This window comes from Salegentibacter maritimus (assembly GCF_016236915.1).
Lineage (GTDB): Bacteria > Bacteroidota > Bacteroidia > Flavobacteriales > Flavobacteriaceae > Salegentibacter > Salegentibacter maritimus.
Genome location: NZ_JAEHOK010000003.1, coordinates 175,008 through 192,180, shown reverse-complemented (window position 1 = coordinate 192,180; position 17,173 = coordinate 175,008). Strand labels below are relative to the sequence as shown.

14 protein-coding genes are annotated in these 17,173 nt (G+C 38.0%); all 14 read left to right on the top strand.

What is annotated here, in order from left to right:
- Positions 1-314 precede the first annotated feature (314 nt).
- A complete protein-coding gene (locus I6U49_RS04070; protein ID WP_198627680.1) occupies positions 315-1,547 on the top strand; it encodes a glycoside hydrolase family 88 protein in 1,233 nt (410 codons plus the stop codon).
- Between the two features lie 88 nt (positions 1,548-1,635).
- On the top strand, positions 1,636-3,219 hold the full coding sequence (locus tag I6U49_RS04065; protein ID WP_198627679.1) for a sulfatase family protein: 1,584 nt from the start codon (positions 1,636-1,638) through the stop codon (positions 3,217-3,219).
- Positions 3,220-3,278: 59 nt separating this feature from the next.
- Positions 3,279-4,490, top strand: a complete 1,212-nt coding sequence (locus I6U49_RS04060; RefSeq protein WP_198627678.1) for a DUF4861 family protein — start codon at positions 3,279-3,281, stop codon at positions 4,488-4,490.
- A gap of 62 nt (positions 4,491-4,552) precedes the next feature.
- Positions 4,553-5,389, top strand: a complete 837-nt coding sequence (gene kduI / locus I6U49_RS04055; protein ID WP_193711197.1) for a 5-dehydro-4-deoxy-D-glucuronate isomerase — start codon at positions 4,553-4,555, stop codon at positions 5,387-5,389.
- 27 nt (positions 5,390-5,416) lie between these two features.
- Positions 5,417-6,199 carry a gluconate 5-dehydrogenase gene (locus I6U49_RS04050; protein ID WP_198627677.1) on the top strand — a complete coding sequence of 261 codons (783 nt, stop codon included), beginning with the start codon at positions 5,417-5,419 and terminating at the stop codon, positions 6,197-6,199.
- A complete protein-coding gene (locus tag I6U49_RS04045) occupies positions 6,192-7,196 on the top strand; it encodes a sugar kinase (RefSeq protein WP_198627676.1) in 1,005 nt (334 codons plus the stop codon). Before I6U49_RS04050 ends, I6U49_RS04045 begins: the two co-directional genes overlap by 8 nt.
- A gap of 64 nt (positions 7,197-7,260) precedes the next feature.
- Complete coding sequence (locus I6U49_RS04040; protein ID WP_198627675.1) at positions 7,261-7,938, top strand: bifunctional 4-hydroxy-2-oxoglutarate aldolase/2-dehydro-3-deoxy-phosphogluconate aldolase; 678 nt, start codon at positions 7,261-7,263, stop codon at positions 7,936-7,938.
- Positions 7,938-8,924, top strand: coding sequence for a TRAP transporter substrate-binding protein (locus I6U49_RS04035; RefSeq protein WP_317191842.1), 987 nt, complete (start codon positions 7,938-7,940; stop codon positions 8,922-8,924). The genes I6U49_RS04040 and I6U49_RS04035 overlap by 1 nt, the downstream gene beginning before the upstream one ends.
- A gap of 104 nt (positions 8,925-9,028) precedes the next feature.
- The gene (locus I6U49_RS04030; protein WP_193711193.1) at positions 9,029-9,496 is read left to right on the top strand and encodes a TRAP transporter small permease; all 468 of its coding nucleotides are present in this window, start codon (positions 9,029-9,031) and stop codon (positions 9,494-9,496) included.
- The gene (locus I6U49_RS04025; protein WP_198627674.1) at positions 9,493-10,782 is read left to right on the top strand and encodes a TRAP transporter large permease; all 1,290 of its coding nucleotides are present in this window, start codon (positions 9,493-9,495) and stop codon (positions 10,780-10,782) included. Before I6U49_RS04030 ends, I6U49_RS04025 begins: the two co-directional genes overlap by 4 nt.
- Positions 10,783-11,277: 495 nt before the next feature.
- Positions 11,278-12,714 carry a sulfatase family protein gene (locus I6U49_RS04020; protein ID WP_198627673.1) on the top strand — a complete coding sequence of 479 codons (1,437 nt, stop codon included), beginning with the start codon at positions 11,278-11,280 and terminating at the stop codon, positions 12,712-12,714.
- Between the two features lie 131 nt (positions 12,715-12,845).
- The gene (locus tag I6U49_RS04015; protein ID WP_198627672.1) at positions 12,846-14,432 is read left to right on the top strand and encodes a sulfatase family protein; all 1,587 of its coding nucleotides are present in this window, start codon (positions 12,846-12,848) and stop codon (positions 14,430-14,432) included.
- 51 nt (positions 14,433-14,483) lie between these two features.
- Positions 14,484-15,410, top strand: coding sequence for an endonuclease/exonuclease/phosphatase family protein (locus I6U49_RS04010; protein WP_198627671.1), 927 nt, complete (start codon positions 14,484-14,486; stop codon positions 15,408-15,410).
- A gap of 112 nt (positions 15,411-15,522) precedes the next feature.
- On the top strand, positions 15,523-17,151 hold the full coding sequence (locus tag I6U49_RS04005; protein WP_198627670.1) for a sulfatase: 1,629 nt from the start codon (positions 15,523-15,525) through the stop codon (positions 17,149-17,151).
- Positions 17,152-17,173 lie beyond the last annotated feature (22 nt).

Here is a 17,173-nt window from a genome sequence, read left to right as displayed (position 1 = left end):
GGTTTGCCCGGTTTCTATGGAGTGATTTTTATCACAGTTAGCTGCCTGGCCTTCTAAACTCTTATTATCAAGAATAGTTTTGTGACAAAAGTGAACCAACTGGTTTCTGAATGCAATTGTACTTATTTATTAAAAAAATAATTCATTATACAATCGATTGTTTTTATGGATTAAAATTTGTAACATTGTTCATTAATCAGGTGATCCTGGTGTGTATTAAAGAATAGTAATGGAAGATTGCTGTGGACTTATACGTGCTTGTTGGGTTGCTAAAGAGTTGCATATCAAAAGATAATAAGCTTAAACTAGTATAAATGAAAAAATCAAAAATCGGCTTTTTAGTTTGTATTTTGGTAGTTCTTTTTTCCTGTAAAGAGAACGGTGAAAAGAAAGAAACAAAAGTAGCTACACCTAAAGTTGCCGCAGAAAACTTTCCTGATAAGGAATTGGCGTTGGCGGCTAAGCAATATGATTTATTGTTGAAAGATGCCCGGGAAGCAGATAGGGTTCCTCGTACTGTAAATAAGCAAGGGGGGATACATTGGGCAAACCAGGGGTTTGATTGGACCATAGGTTTTTTTCCCGGAACTTGCTGGTACCTTTTTGAAGATACTAATGATGAAAAATGGAAAGATGCCGCTGATTATTTTCAATCAAAATTTGAAAATTTCAAAAATATTAAGAGTAATCATGATCTGGGTTTTGTCTTCCAATGTTCTTATGGAAATGGTTACAAAAACACCAAAAATGAAAGCTATAAAGATGTTCTTATTACCGCTGCCAATTCACTAATTGAGCGTTTTAACCCTAAGGTAGGGTCTATTAAGAGTTGGAATGTAGATGGAGGCTGGCAATCTGAAAGAGGTTGGAAATTTCCGGTAATAATAGACAATATGATGAACCTGGAGTTGCTTTTTGAGGTTAGTAAAATGACTGGGGATGAAAAATATAAGCAAATAGCAATTACACATGCCAATACCACATTGAAAAATCATTTTAGGGATAACAACAGCTCTTACCACGTGATAGATTATGCCCCTAAGACCGGCAAAGTAAGAAGTAAACAAACTGCACAGGGGTTTAATCACGAGAGTTCCTGGGCCAGGGGGCAGGCCTGGGGTCTATACGGTTTCACCCTTAGCTATAGGTATACCAAAGATGAAGCCTATTTGGAACAGGCAACAAAAATAGCCGATTTTATACTGAGCAATGAAAGCACACCAGAGGATATGATTCCATATTGGGATTATGATGCGCCAAATATTCCTAATGAACCTAGAGATGTCTCGGCTGCAGCTATCACGGCTTCAGCGCTTATTGAACTTGCAGGCTATGATGATGAAAAGTATATGGAGGCAGCCAACAAGATCCTAAAGTCACTTGCTTCAAGCGAATACACCGCCAATATAGGAGAAAACAATCATTTTATTTTAAAGCATAGTGTTGGGAGTATTCCTCACAAAAATGAAATTAATGTACCATTAAATTATGCCGATTATTATTACGTAGAAGCCTTATTGCGCTACCGCGAGGCTTCTGGGAAATAAGATAATCGATGATAGGTAATTGTTTCTTCTGTTTTGTTCAACGAACAATTTTTGGGATACAATTCAATATTTGTGAAAGATAACTGGGATGAACATGTCAAAACCTTGTTTTGGATTTTTATATATAGCAGTACTAAGTTTATTGGGGTGTAACTCTGTAAATAAAACTGTAGAAATTCGGGATAGTAAGGAAAGGCCGAATGTATTGATTATTTATCCCGATCAACTTAGGCGATATAGTGCAGGCTTTTGGTCAGAACCTGGATATCGGGATGCGGTAGTAGGGAAGCCAGACCCGGTAATTACGCCCACAATAGATAATTTGGCCAAAAACGCTGTGGTTTTTACCCAGGCCTTTGCTAATTATCCACTTTGTAGTCCTTCCCGCGGTATGCTTTTATCGGGTATGTATCCTGAGCAGAATGGGATTTGGAACAATGCCAGGGTTGGAAGAGAGGAGTCGTTAAAAGAAAACATTATCACTATTACCAATTTATTTCACGAGGAAGGCTATGATATTTCCTATTTCGGAAAAGCACATTATATAAAGCCGGTGCCAAAATTTAATAATGCGGGAGATTATGTAGGAACCGAAGATGCCCCGGGAGGTAATTATATAAATGATTTTGACACTTATATCCCGCCTGGAGTAGATAGGCACGATATAGATTATTATTATCAGGTGTTGAAAGATGAGCATGCAAATCCGTTTGTGTTTTCTAACGATCCTGCAGTAGTAGGTGGGAATAAAGATGGGGAGTTATATCAACCTCGTGAGTTTTCCACTAAAATAGAATCTGAAACCATTATTGAATATCTTAAGAATAAAAGAAATCAAAGAAATGCAGATAAGCCATTTTTTATGATCTGGTCTATTAATCCGCCGCACAATCCCTGGGATAATGCCAATACAGATATGGTAGAGTATCGTAAACATTATGATACCGATAAATACCCTAACATTGATAGTGCCCTGGTGGTAAGGCTCAATGCAGATCTTAAAGTGGCCAGTTATGTGCGTAACTATTTTGCCAATGTAACAAGTATAGATAAGTATATAGGTAGGGTTTTAGAGCAACTAAAAAAATTGAAAGTTTTGGATAACACCATAGTGGTTTTTACTGCAGACCATGGTGAAATGATGGGAAGTCATGGGCTTACCGCTAAAAATGTTTTTTATACTGAATCTACGGCGGTCCCTTTTATTGTGCACTGGCCAGGAAGAATAAAGCCTGGTAAAACAGATGTCTTATTGGGAAGCCCAGACATTTATCCTACCATTGCAAGCTTGGCAGGTTTAAAAGAAGAAACGCCAGAAGCCGTTGAAGGTAAAGACCTTTCTGCCTTTATAAAAAATCCGGGGAGAGTCGATGCTAAACCTGGAAGTATATTGCTAATGTTGAAAAATTCCCGTGGCCTGCAAACCAATAGGTATACATTGGTTTTAACAGAAGTTAAAGAACAACAGGGCAATTTGGAAGGAGCTAAAATAGGGGAAGCCTATATTTTTGATAATACAAAAGATCCTTATCAATATTATAAAATTCCATTGGAGGAAAAACCAGGTTTATCTGGAAAGCTTTTGAAAGTTTTAGCCCAAAAGCTTAAGAAGGCAAACGACCCCTGGTTTCAAGATAAAAAATACAAAAACTTAATTCCTTACCAGGATTAGAGGGATTAATATAATAGGTAATTGACTAATTAAAGAGTTTTAAAATTTATACCAGAAATATGAAAATAAAGACCAAAGGATTAGGGTACGTTTTAACTTTTCTAAGCGTACTTTTATTATTTGCTAGTTGTAAATCTAATACTAAAGAGAAAGCAGAGGAGTCGCTAACTGTTGAGGTTCAAAACGAACTGGATTTTAACAGAAATGAAGTGGTTGGAATTAAAAAGCAGGATTTACAAAGTTTTTTGGAAGATAAATCTGAAGAGAATCTTCGAATTAAAAAGGAGGGAAAAGAAGAGTACCTGCGAACCCAATGGATAGATTATAACCAGGATGGCATCAACGATGAAATTCTTTTTCAGGTGAAAGTAGGTGCAAATTCTTCTGTGAAATACATCATAGTAGAAGATAGTAGTAAAACTGCTCCTAAAAGCAATGTCGTAGCATATTCTCGTTTTGTTCCCGAGCGTATTGACGATTATACCTGGGAAAACGACAAAGTTGCTTTTAGAACTTATGGTCCTGCAGCCAAACAAGCGGCTTTAGATGGTGTTCCCGGAGGTGTGGTTTCCAGTGGAATTGACTTGTGGTTAAAAAGTACCAATAGATCTATTATAGACGAATGGTATAAAAGAAATACCGAAGAAGAAGGCTATTACCATACCGATAGGGGAGATGGCTATGATCCTTATCACGTAGGCAGTAGTCGCGGCACCGGTGGAATTGGTATTTATGAAAATGATAGCTTATATGTTTCAGAAAATTTTGTGGATTTTAATATTATAGCACAGGGACCCTTGCGAACAGTATTCGAATTAAGCTATGCACCCTGGAGTCCATACAATGTCAAGGAAACTAAACGTATAAGCCTTGATTTGGGTACTAACTTTTCAAAGTTTGAAAGTACGTTTTCTTCAGATAAAGAAGTGCCCAATTATGCTGCGGGGATTACGCTTCATAAAAATGAAGGAGATTTTGAAATGGATGAAGAGAATGCCTGGCTTTTACATTGGGAAACTATAGACGGATCCCATGTAGGGGAAGGTATAATTGTAGACCCCAAACAAGTAGATTCAATCTTTGCCCGTGTCTCAAAGACTCCCGACCAAAGCAATCTTTTAATAACAATGCAGCCAAAAGAAAAATTGGTTTATTATGCTGGTTTTGCCTGGGAACGAAGTGGCCAGGTTTCTTCTATGGAAGAATGGAAAAGAATGTTGCTAAAACAGGAAAAGATTATAGATAAACCTTTAGAGGTTAGTTTAAAATAAAGTGTAATAAATGCTTTTTAGTGTTTAATATAAGTTAAGTAGTAAGTAAAAAACAAAAAATTATGACAAATTCAGATTTTAGGTACGCACATCATCCAGAAGATGCCAAGAGATATACAACCCAGGATTTAAGGGATCATTTTTTGCTTCCGGAACTTTTTAAGAAAAATGAAATTAACCTAACCTACACCATGTACGATAGGTACATTGCGGGAGGAGCATTTCCGGTAGATCAAAAAGTAATGCTTGAGCCTATAGATGAATTAAAAGCCGACTTTTTTCTGGAGAGAAGAGAATTGGGAATTATTAATGTAGGTGGAAGCGGTAAGGTTACTGTAGATGGCAAAGAGTATGAGCTTGGCCATAAAGAAGCCCTATATGTAGGTCGCGGAAATAAAGAAGTAAGCTTTGAGGCAGTTGATGGAGAGCAGCCTTATTTTTACTTAAATTCTGCCCCGGCACATAAAGCTTACCCAACAAAAAAAGTAACTAAGAATGAAGCTGAAATTGTGCATCTTGGAGATGATAAATATTCAAATAAAAGAACAATCAATAAACTCCTTGTAAATTCGGTAATAGATACCTGTCAATTACAAATGGGAATGACCGAATTGGCAGAAGGAAATATTTGGAACACCATGCCACCACATACCCATTCACGCAGAATGGAAGTGTATTTTTATTTTGATTTGGAAGAAGGGCAAACCATAAGTCATTTTATGGGGCAACCCCATGAAACCCGTCATATTTTTATGAAAAACCACCAGGCAATAATTTCCCCGGAATGGTCTATACACGCTGGCGCAGGAACATCTAGCTATACTTTTATTTGGGGAATGGCCGGAGAAAACCTGGATTATAGTGATATGGATAAGGTTGCGGTAAACGAATTGAAATAAAACAATAATTATAAAAGTAGAAAGACAATGAAGTTATTTGATTTAAGTGGAAAAGTAGCATTGGTAACCGGTGGTACTCACGGCCTGGGAATGGCTATAGCTAAGGGGCTTGCCGAGTCTGGAGCAGAATTGGTTATTACTGATATTTTTAAAGACAAATTAGAACAATCGATTGAAGAATATAAAAATGAAGGCTACAAAGCCACTCCTTATCTTTTTGATGTAACCGATGAAAATGAGGCCGAAGAATATGTAAATAAGATTTTGGAAGCCCATGGCAAGATAGACATCCTTGTAAATAATGCAGGGATTATAAAGCGTGAGATGGCTGTAGATATGAAGGTGGCAGACTTTAGAAAAGTGATAGATGTAGATCTTGTAGGTCCATTTATCATGTCTAAATTGGTTGCAACCGATATGATTAAGAGAAAGTCGGGGAAAATCATCAATATGTGTAGTATGATGAGTGAATTGGGCAGGGATAATGTTAGTGCCTATGCAGCAGCCAAAGGAGGATTAAAAATGCTTACCAGAAACTTAGCTACCGAGTGGGCAAGACATAACATTCAGGTTAATGGTATTGGCCCCGGCTATTTTGCCACTAGCCAAACCGAACCTATTCGTAAAGATGGACACCCTTTTAATGAATTTATAATTAGTAGAACACCAACTGCAAGATGGGGAGACCCGGAAGATTTACAGGGAGCCGCAATATTTCTAGCGTCTGAAGCCAGTAAATTTGTAAATGGTCAGGTGGTTTATGTTGACGGTGGAATTTTAGCTACTATAGGAAAACCGGCCAATGAGTAAGATAGTTACTTTTGGAGAAGTCTTAATGCGTTTATCTCCATCTAATCACCGAAAGATGCGGCAGTCCCATCAATTGGAGTTCTTTTTTGGGGGCACCGAATTGAATGTGGCCGCATCTTTGGCTAATTTTGGAATGCGTGTAGAGCAGGTTAGTGCGGTATCTAAAGATTTTGTAGGAGAAGCTGCAATTGCTTCTATGCGCCATCTGGGTATTGAAGTGCCTGCTGTAACCAGGGTAGATCATCCGTTAGGACTTTATTTCCTGGAAATAGGTGCAGGAATGAGACCTAGCCAGATTTCCTACAATCGGCTTCATGGTGCTTTTGCCAATATCATCCCAGATACAATTAATTGGGAGGAAATATTGGATGATTGTAGCTACTTTCATTGGACCGGTATTACGCCGGGAATTTCAGAAGCAGCATATAAAACTTTAAAAAATGGGTTGGAAGTCGCCCAAAAAAAAGGAATAACAGTTACTGCGGACCCCTCTTATCGTAACAATTTATGGAAATACGGAAAAGAAGGGGGCGAAGTATTGGCCGAGCTTACAGGACTTTCCAATATCTTTATTGGCGGAGTAAATGAAATTAACGAAATACTCAAAACCGATTTTGAACTTAGTAGGGAAGGATTTATTGAAGCCAGCAAAGAGCTTATTTTTACTATTCCCAGTATCGAAAAGGTTTTCGATAAAGTAAGGACAGGTGTTAGTGCTTCCTGGCAAAAAATTTACGGACAGGCCTGGACTGGTACAGAATACATCAACACGGTAGAATTAGAAATATCTAGTGTGATAGATCGTATTGGTACCGGCGATGCATTTGCTGCAGGAATTATCTATGGGCTTGAAAATTATGATGATCAATATACCTTAGAATTCGCAACCGCATCTTGTGTTTTAAAACATACTATCTTGGGTGATAATAGCCTGGTGAGTTTGGAGGAAGTATTGGATGTCATGAATGGAAATACAGGGGGGAGAATAAAACGATAATACATTCTGTGAGATTTGTAAGGTATTATATGATTAAGTAAAACATAGCAATAAAAAGAAGTATATGGCGAATTATACGAGAATAATGGTAGTAGAAACTATGAAAAAGACGGGTATCGTTCCGGTTTTTTATAGTAATAACCTGGAAGTATGTAAAGAAGTTTTAAAAACTTGCTATGAGGCGGGAGCCCGGGTGTTTGAATTCACTAACCGCGGGGATTATGCGCACGAGATTTTTGGCGAGCTGAATAAATATGCTTTAAAAAACCTGGACGGAATGATAATGGGAGTAGGCTCGGTTATAGACGCCGGTACTGCTTCGTTATACCTCCAATTAGGTGCAAACTTTATTGTTTCTCCTATTGTTAATCCAGAAATGGCCAAAACCTGTAATCGTCGTAAAGTAGCCTGGATGCCGGGTTGCGGTTCGGTGACCGAGATATCGTATGCCGAGGAATTAGGGGCAGAGGTAGTTAAAATATTTCCGGGTGGCACGGTAGGAGGTCCATCTTTTATAAAAGCAGTAAAAGGGCCTATGCCCTGGAGCAGTATTATGCCTACCGGTGGGGTAGATACTACTGAAGAAAGTCTAAAGCAATGGTTTGCTGCAGGAGTACATTGTGTAGGTGTGGGGTCTAAAGTTTTTATTAAAAATAAAGATGGCTCTTATAACCTCGATACTTTAAAAGAAAAATTAGAAGGAGCCCTGAAATACGTACAACGAGCTAAAACAAAAGACTAGTGAAATTTCAAAAAAGGATAGGCAAAAAGCTTCTGTTGATTTTGCTAATTGGTATTTTCATTTCCTGTGAGGAACATAGTGATGTAAAGATTATAAAACTTGGTCACCATTTAGATGTTAGCCATCCGGTTCATAAGGCAATGGTTTTTATGAACAAAAGACTTCAGGAAAAATCTAATGGTAGGATGAAGCTTGCAATTTACCCGAACGCACAACTAGGTTCAGAACGGGAATCTTTGGAGTTATTGCAAATTGGTAGTTTGGGCATGACTAAGATTTCTTCAGGAGTAATGGCAAATTTTGCCCCTGAATTAGAAGTATTTGGTTTGCCATTCCTCTTTAGAGATCGGGAACATCGTTTTAAGGTGCTAGAAGGTGAAATAGGAAAAGAGCTGCTTAATGCAAGTACTGGACAACGGTTAAAAGGGCTTACTTTTTACGATGCCGGGAGTAGAAGTTTTTACAGTAAAAAGCCAATTCGAAAACCTGCAGATCTTGAAGGTCTAAAAATACGGGTAATGCAAAACCAGGCAGCCATACGCATGGTTAAGTTATTGGGAGGGTCCCCAACCCCAATTTCTCCCAGTGAGTTATATACAGCCTTACAACAGGGAATCGTAGATGGCGCAGAGAATAATCCGCCAACATTCCATTTAACCCGAGATTATGAAATATGCAAGTATTATACACTAGATGAACATACTTCCCTCCCCGATGAATTAGTAATTGGTACGCCGGTTTGGAATAAGTTAAGTAATGAGGAGCAAAAATGGCTTAAAGAAGCCGCTGTAGAGTCTACCAAATATCAGAAGGAGATTTGGAGAGAGGCCGAATTGGAAGCACTGGAAGAAGTTAAAAAAGCCGGCGTGGAGATCTTTAGGGTAGATAAAGATAAGTTTAGGGCTAAGGTAAAACCTATGTACGAGGAATTTGCCAAAAATCCTCAGCTTAAAACCCTGATAGATAAAATCCAGAAAACAGGCTAGTATTATTTAAACCGGTAAAATCCCAGATGAGAAAATTAACCATGCAGAGATACGGTTATTTCTATGTAGTAGAATCTCTGCATATGCTATAAAACTATATACAGATGAAAGAAAATATAGATAAAGTTTTAAGTCATTTTTTAGTACTACTTATGGCTATTATGGTTATGGCAGTAACCTGGCAGGTCTTTTCAAGATATGTAATGCAAGCCCCAAGTTCTATAACCGAAGAGTTGTCCCGTTTTCTACTCATTTGGATTGGGCTTTTAGGAGCGGCTTATGCATCAGGACAGCAAAATCATTTAGCAATAGATTTGTTGGAAAGCAAATTAAACCCACTGCACAAAAAAAGACTGAAAATCAGCATTAATGTCTTAATAATATTTTTCTGTATAACGGTTTTAATTATTGGTGGGGGCAACCTTGTTTATGTGAATTTTGACCTGGGGCAAAACTCGGCTGCCTTAGGGGTTCCCTTATACATTATTTATACTGTACTTCCTCTAAGTGGTGTATTGGTAATAGCTTATAAAGTAAATGAAATTTTAAATTCCGAAAAGTACCTAACATGATTTCAGAAATATTAATCCTTGTAATTTCATTTGTAGTATTACTGGCCATTGGGGTGCCGGTAGCCTGGTCTATTGGGTTGTCTTGTTTATTTACTATGCTGGCTTCACTCGATTCACTGGTAGCTTTTACCACCATAGCGCAAAGAATGGGAACAGGATTAGACAGCTTTTCGTTGCTTGCAATTCCATTTTTTATTTTAGCGGGACAAATAATGAACCAGGGAGGAATTGCCCGGCGACTTATTGATTTTGCGAAGGCCTTAATTGGCTCTATGCCCGGCGGATTGGTGTATGTAAATGTAATAGCAGCAATATTATTTGGTGCTATTTCCGGTTCTGCCGTAGCGGCTGCTTCAGCCATTGGAGGTATTCTGGGGCCACCTATGGAGAAGGAAAATTACTCTAAAGAGTTTGGGGCGGCAATTAATATTACTTCTTCTACCACAGGAATGGTAATTCCACCTTCTAATGTGCTTATTGTATATTCTTTGGCCAGTGGAGGGGTTTCTATTGCGTCTTTATTTTTAGCCGGTTATATCCCCGGAATTTTAATGGGGTTGGCCCTTATGCTTGCAGCCAGTGTATGGATTAAAAAGAAAAAATATCCAGCCGGGAATTCAACAAGCTTTAAAAAAATACTCTCTACCTTTTTTAACGCATTTCCCAGCCTTTTGCTATTAGTAGTAGTAATTGGTGGAATTGTGTCTGGAGTATTCACCGCCACCGAGGCTTCTGGAATTGCAGTTATATATTGCCTGGTCTTAGCTATTATATACCGGGAACTGGATAGAAAAATTCTTTTTAAAGTATTTCTGGATTCGGTAGGTACCACCGCTATTGTTATGTTGTTAATTGCTGCATCTATGAGTATGTCTTGGGTAATGTCTTATGAAAATATACCTCAGGCCGTTAGCGATACCTTACTTTCTCTTAGCGATAACAAGTTTGTGATTTTATTGATTATTAACTTATTGTTGCTTTTTGTAGGAATTTTTATGGACGTCACCCCGGCTGTACTAATCTTTACACCTATATTTTTACCAGTTATGGAAAACCTGGGAGTAGATCCAATCCATTTTGGAATTGTTATGGTAATGAACCTATGCGTAGGATTATGTACACCACCGGTGGGTTCTGTTCTTTTTGTAGGAGTTGGTGTGGCAAAAACCAGTATTCAAAAGGTAATAAAACCCTTACTACCACTCTATGTGGTAATGTTTCTAGTGTTACTTCTAATTACTTTTATTCCTGCTATTAGCCTGTGGTTACCGGGTTTGTTTGAATAGAATTATGCAATTATTTTACTTGTTTTTTGGCTAGTAGGTTCTAATGCTATTACCATGTATTTGAATATTAAAAACTTTGGGATGTTAAACTAATATACGGAAGTTATTTGGTGAAAATATAAGCCATGTACTCACAAGGCAGTGTGTTTCAAAGAAAATATATAAGCCCAGGAACATCTAATTATGAATCAAAAGTTTTAAATTTCGCCTGGAAAGAATACAGTTTCAAATCAAAATATTTTAAAAAGTAGACTAGGCTTAAGTTGGAGTGATATTATCTGGTCGTAGCTAATTATCTAAAATCAATAAGATGGAGTGCTTAATAAAGAAAGTAGCTTTCTATCCTTGCTTAGGTTTCTTAATTAAGGAGGTAGTTTTACCTTGTTTTAATTAAAGCGTTTACATACCTATAAACAGGAGATTAATAATAAAAGATGGCATTTGGTCGTAAAATAATTACTTAACTGCCTTTTAATGTGATAAAACAATTAAAGAATGATTTTTTTTAAAATGGGAACAAAAAAAATAAAGCTGAAAAAATTTAGATGCAACTTTACCTATCTGATATTGGCTCTTATTCCTTTTGCGGTTTTAGGATGCAAAACCGATACAGCTAATGATAGCAAAGCTTCTAAACCCAATGTAGTTTTAATCTTTTTAGACGATGGGGCCTTCGATGATTTTGCACCTTTTGGAAACCCACAATATCCAACTCCCAATGTTGAAACTTTGGCAGAAGAAGGGCGTAGTTTTTATAATTTTTATGTTCCGCAAGCGGTTTGTTCGGCTTCCCGCGCTGCGTTGCTAACTGGAAGTTACCCGGGGCGTACAAAGGTTTTTGGGGCTCACGGGCCTGGTGAACCGGGTCTTGATCCGCAATTTGCAACTATGGGAGAAGTGCTACAGAAAAATGGTTATAAAACCGGGATTTTTGGTAAATGGCACCTGGGCGATAAACCGGGCCATAGGTCGCACGATAGGGGATTTGAGGAATCTTCTGGCTTAATGTATTCTAACGATATGTGGTCTGGTCATCCCGAAAATCCTGAATATTGGGGTAAATGGCCACTTCAGTATTGGAAGAATGGCGAGGTTGTAATTGATAGTGTTACCGCCCAGCACCAAACAGAGCTTACCAAATGGTATACCCAGGATGCTGTAAGTTTTATAGAAAAGAATAAAGATGAACCATTTTTCCTCTATCTCCCGCATTCTATGCCGCATGTACCTGTTTTTGCCGGTGAAAAATTTCAGGGCAAATCGGGAACCGGGGTTTATGGCGATGTGATGATGGAGTTAGATTGGTCTGTAGGGCAGGTTAACGATGCCATCAAAAAAAATGGATTAGAAGCTAATACCCTTTTTGTTTTTATCGCTTCAGATAATGGCCCCTGGCTGGCCTATGGGGATCACGCTGGAATAACGCGTTTTCGTGAAGGTAAAGGAACTATTTTTGAAGGTGGAGTTCGCAATCCCCTTATTATCAAATATCCCGAAGAAATAAAAGCTGGAACTATTACCCGAAAAACCTTTAGCTCTATCGATATTTTACCTACCATCTGTAAACTTACTAACACGCCACTTCCCGAAAATGAAATAGACGGGAAGGATGTATGGGATTTAATAGTAGATAAGCCCGGAGCCCAAAACCCTCATCAATATTATCCTTTTTCCAATGATGCAAACTTACAAGGTGTAATGAGTAGTGATGGAAGGTGGAAACTACATTTAAGGCACCCTTACCGCACTTTGTCTAAAGCCGGGGTTGGTGGCGCGCCGGGATCTTATTATCAGGAAGATTTAGATACAACTTTATACGACCTGCTTCATGATCCTTATGAGAAAGGCAATGTGATTGATAGTTATCCCGAAAAAGCAAAAGAGCTACTGAAATTAGCTACCCAACATCAAGAAAAGTTTTATACAGAGTAAAATAAGAAATAAAGTTTAGCAACTGCCCGGTTGTATCTTTTAGCTAAAAAATGGACTTAAAGCGGGTAACTACATGGTTGCATCCCACGTGTTGTAAGGTGGGAAGCTAATTTCGAATTATAATAATAACAATGAAAAAAAGTATTTTAAAAATAAGCCTGGTTGGGTTTTTTAGCCTTCTTGTTTTTGGTTGTAAGTCCGATAAAAAGGAAAATCAAGTTCAGCAAAAAGCTCCAAATATTATTTATGTGCTAGCCGATGATTTAGGGTATGGAGATATTCAGGTATTTAATCCCCAGTCTAAGATAAAGACTCCCCATATAGATAAGTTGGCAGCTGAGGGTATAAAGTTTACCGATGCACATACCTCTTCCTCAGTTTGTACTCCCACTCGTTATGGTATCCTAACCGGGAGGTATAACTGGAGAAGTCCTTTAAAAAGCGGGGTCCTCACGGGCGCTTCCGAGCCACTAATTCCTAACGATAGAACAACAATCGCATCCTTGCTTACAAAACAGGGCTATAATACTGCTTTTATAGGTAAATGGCATTTGGGTTGGAATTGGGCCTTAAAAACTGGAGATTCTCTGGGTGCAGGTTGGGATTTGCGGGATTTTGATAATATTGACTTCTCAAAACCAATAAAAAATTCACCAAAAGATTTGGGGTTTAACTATTACTATGCACATGCCGCTTCTCTGGATATGGCACCTTATGTATATGTTGAAAACGATATCATTACGGCATTGCCCGATACCATTACCGAAAACAAAGACTCTTATGAGTTTTGGAGGTCGGGCCCTACTGGAGCCGATTTTGAACACGAAGATGTTACGCCCAATTTCTTTGAAAGAGCAATTAAATATGTAAAACAAAGTTCTAAAAAGAAAAGTCCTTTCTATTTGTATTTGGCACTGCCTTCGCCACATACGCCAATTCTGCCCACCGGTGAGTGGAGAGGGAAGAGTGGTTTAAATCCATACGGTGATTTTGTTATGGAGATTGATTTCTATATGGGGCAACTCTCTCAAGCAGTGAAAGAGGCTGGAATAGAAGACAATACCCTAATAGTTTTTACCAGTGACAATGGTCCGGCTCCAAGTGCAAATTTAGAAGTACTTAGGGAGAAAAAGCACCAATCCAGTTATCTGTACCGGGGGCATAAAGCAGATATTTTTGATGGAGGACATCGTGTTCCGTTTATTGTAAAATGGCCTGCTCATATAGAACAAAAGTCTACTTCAGATATCACTATAAGCTCAACAGATTTTTTAGCCACAGCAGCAGATATCCTGGAGGTTGATTTAAAGGATAATGAAGGGGAAGATAGCTTTTCAATGCTACCGCTGTTCTCTAAAGAAACCACATCTAATTATAAAAGGAAAGCTACGGTTCACCACTCGGTAAACGGAACTTTTGCGATTAGAAAAGGAAACTGGAAAATGATTTTTGCCCCTGGTTCGGGAGGCTGGAGCGATCCTGTACCAGGATCTAAAGAGGTAAAAGACCTACCCGTATTTCAATTGTATAATATAGAATCAGACCCTGGGGAGGAGCATAATTTATATGAAAAGAAACCGGAAAAAAGCAAAGAATTGAAAGCGCTCATGACTTCAATAATTGAGAATGGTAGAAGTACTTCAGGAACTAAGCAACAAAATGATGCACCATTGAATGCTCAGGAATGGGAACAAATAAAGATTTTTGAGAAGGAATAAGAGAGCACAATGATTTCAAAATAGATTTTAACAAAAGCAAAAAACAGTTCAATGATAAAGCCTTTATTTTCTACATTGATTTTTCTGATATTTTCGGTGTGTTTTAACCAATCTCAAGCTCAGGTTAATACTGATTCTTTAGAAAGGTATTGGAAACCTGATGTAAAGAAGATTCGAATTATATCTTATAATATCTTTAATGGTTTTAATTGGGGGAAAGATGTAGAACGACAAGGTCGTTTCATAGCCTGGGTTAAGAGTCAGGATCCCGAAGTATTGGCAATGCAGGAACTTAATAATTTTACTCAGGAAAGTTTAATTGCATTGGCTAAGAAATGGGGGCATTCCTACGCAGCAATTGTTAAAGAAGATGGTTATCCTGTGGGAATAACTTCAAAAAAACCAATAAATATAAAGAACAAAATCGTTGCAAATGTTGGTCACGGTCTTTTACATGTTGAAACCTATGGCTTCGATTTTTTAGTGACACACTTAAATCCATCTAACACAAAAGAAAGGTTGCAGGAAGCCAATTTTATCGTAAACTATATCCAGGATAAAGGTTTGGACAACTTTTTATTAATGGGCGATATGAATGCGCATTCACCTATGGATGCCGATTATATGGAGGGAAATGCAACTAAATTACTACAGAATTATGGAGGAAATAATAGTGAAAACTTAATAGAAGGAAGATTTGATTATTCAACAATTTCTATGTTTTTATCATACCCATTAGTTGATATATGTCGTGAGTATATAGCGGCAAATAAGCGTGCTACATTCCCTAGCCCAATTTTAATGAATGTTTCAAAACATAAGAGTGTGCGCTCAAAAATTGAAGAAAGAATTGACTACATTTTTTTGCCATCCGGGATGCTGGATAAAGTAGTGGATGCATTTATATTTAATGAAGGGGAAACCGAATATTTATCAGACCACTACCCGGTAGGTGTTGATCTTTTAGTGAAAGAATAAGGGAGGGAAGAATCAATTCTCCGCTTTTGTGATTTTATAGGAAACCATGTTAGGAGGTATAACTATATTATGATATTTTTACGAGTTAAAATATCAAACTAAATACAAACGCATGATTTCTCTCCTAAAATCTAACAAAACGAAAGTTTTATTAAGTGGGCTTTTGCTAAGTTTAGTTATTCTAAGCTGTAAAAATTATAATGACAAAGCTTCAGATGATTCTAACAAAGAAAATAATAAAAATCCCAACATAGTCTTTATTCTTGTAGATGATATGGGGCTTCACGATCTTAGTGTTACCGGAAGTGATTTTTATGAAACACCTAATATAGATCGTATAGCTCATGAAGGTACTATCTTTACTCAGGGGTATTCTGCCAGTAGGGTTTGTAGTCCTGCCCGTGCCAGTATTATGACCGGTAAATTTACAGCCCGTCATGGGGTTACAAATTGGATTGGTGAGGCTACAGGTAAAGATTGGCGTAGACTTGGTAGGAATAGTAAACTGCTGCCCGCAGATTATGTTCATCAATTACCCAAAAAAGATACAAGTTTGGCAGAAGCTATGCGTGATGCCGGTTATAAAACTTTTTTTGCCGGGAAGTGGCATTTAGGAGACGAAGGCTCTTATCCTGAAGATCACGGATTTGAAATTAATAAAGGAGGCTGGGATGTTGGGACACCAATAGGTGGTTATTTTTCTCCTTGGGAAAATCCTAAACTTCCAAACCGGGAAAAAGCCGAAAATCTCTCTATGCGCCTGGCCAGGGAAACTTCAGATTTTATGACAGCAAATAAAGACGAGCCTTTTTTCGCTTTTCTTTCGTTTTATGCTGTTCACGGCCCCATTCAGACTACCGAAAAAAAATGGGAAAAATACCGTAATAAAGCAGAAAAATTAGGAATCAAAGAAAGTGGGTACGAAATGGAGCGCGTACTTCCTATTCGTACTGTTCAGGATAATCCTATCTATGCGGGGCTTGTAGAACAAATGGACGATGCTGTAGGCCTGGTTTTAGATAAATTACAGGAATTGGGAATAGCCGATAATACAATTGTTGTTTTTACTTCAGATAATGGTGGTGTGGCTTCCGGAGATTCCTTTTCTACTTCAAATTTGCCATTACGTGGGGGGAAAGGCTACCAATGGGAAGGAGGTATAAGAGAACCTTTCTTTATTAAAGTTCCCTGGATGAAAGATGCTCCCAAAAAGATAGAGGAGCCTGTAACAGGCACCGACTTTTACCCAACACTGCTTGATTTTGCGAATACCGATCTATTGCCAAATCAGCATAAAGATGGGAAAAGCCTAAAACCATTATTGGAAGGTAAAAAGATTGCCGATAGGAACCTTTATTGGCATTATCCGCATTACGGAAATCAGGGGGGCGAGCCTTCTTCCATTATTCGGAAAAAAGATTGGAAATTAATCCATTATTACGAAGATGATAGAGATGAGTTATATAACTTAAATATCGATCCCGGAGAACAAAATGATGTTGCATCAGAAAGCCCGGAGATTACTTCAAAAATGCGGAAGGAGTTAGAAGAATTTCTAAAAGAAGTTGCCGCAAAGAAACCAGAAAAAGATCCAATGCACGACCCTGAATTAGCCGAAGAGTTGTACGAAAAGAAAGTAAATAATCTGTTGCCAAATCTGGAAGCAGAACGAAAAAAAGTGCTTTCTAAAGACTTTAGCCCTAATAAAAATTGGTGGGATAGTAAAGTAACCGAAGATTAATGGCTAACGCAGAATAAAATTA

Coding starts and splice junctions, on each gene's coding strand:
- I6U49_RS04065 (WP_198627679.1), top strand. CDS start 1,636: ATGAACATGTCAAAACCTTGTTTTGGATTTTTATATATAGCAGTACTA.
- I6U49_RS04040 (WP_198627675.1), top strand. CDS start 7,261: ATGGCGAATTATACGAGAATAATGGTAGTAGAAACTATGAAAAAGACG.
- I6U49_RS04020 (WP_198627673.1), top strand. CDS start 11,278: ATGATTTTTTTTAAAATGGGAACAAAAAAAATAAAGCTGAAAAAATTT.
- I6U49_RS04030 (WP_193711193.1), top strand. CDS start 9,029: ATGAAAGAAAATATAGATAAAGTTTTAAGTCATTTTTTAGTACTACTT.
- I6U49_RS04010 (WP_198627671.1), top strand. CDS start 14,484: ATGATAAAGCCTTTATTTTCTACATTGATTTTTCTGATATTTTCGGTG.
- I6U49_RS04070 (WP_198627680.1), top strand. CDS start 315: ATGAAAAAATCAAAAATCGGCTTTTTAGTTTGTATTTTGGTAGTTCTT.
- I6U49_RS04060 (WP_198627678.1), top strand. CDS start 3,279: ATGAAAATAAAGACCAAAGGATTAGGGTACGTTTTAACTTTTCTAAGC.
- I6U49_RS04050 (WP_198627677.1), top strand. CDS start 5,417: ATGAAGTTATTTGATTTAAGTGGAAAAGTAGCATTGGTAACCGGTGGT.
- I6U49_RS04015 (WP_198627672.1), top strand. CDS start 12,846: ATGAAAAAAAGTATTTTAAAAATAAGCCTGGTTGGGTTTTTTAGCCTT.
- I6U49_RS04025 (WP_198627674.1), top strand. CDS start 9,493: ATGATTTCAGAAATATTAATCCTTGTAATTTCATTTGTAGTATTACTG.
- I6U49_RS04045 (WP_198627676.1), top strand. CDS start 6,192: ATGAGTAAGATAGTTACTTTTGGAGAAGTCTTAATGCGTTTATCTCCA.
- kduI (WP_193711197.1), top strand. CDS start 4,553: ATGACAAATTCAGATTTTAGGTACGCACATCATCCAGAAGATGCCAAG.
- I6U49_RS04005 (WP_198627670.1), top strand. CDS start 15,523: ATGATTTCTCTCCTAAAATCTAACAAAACGAAAGTTTTATTAAGTGGG.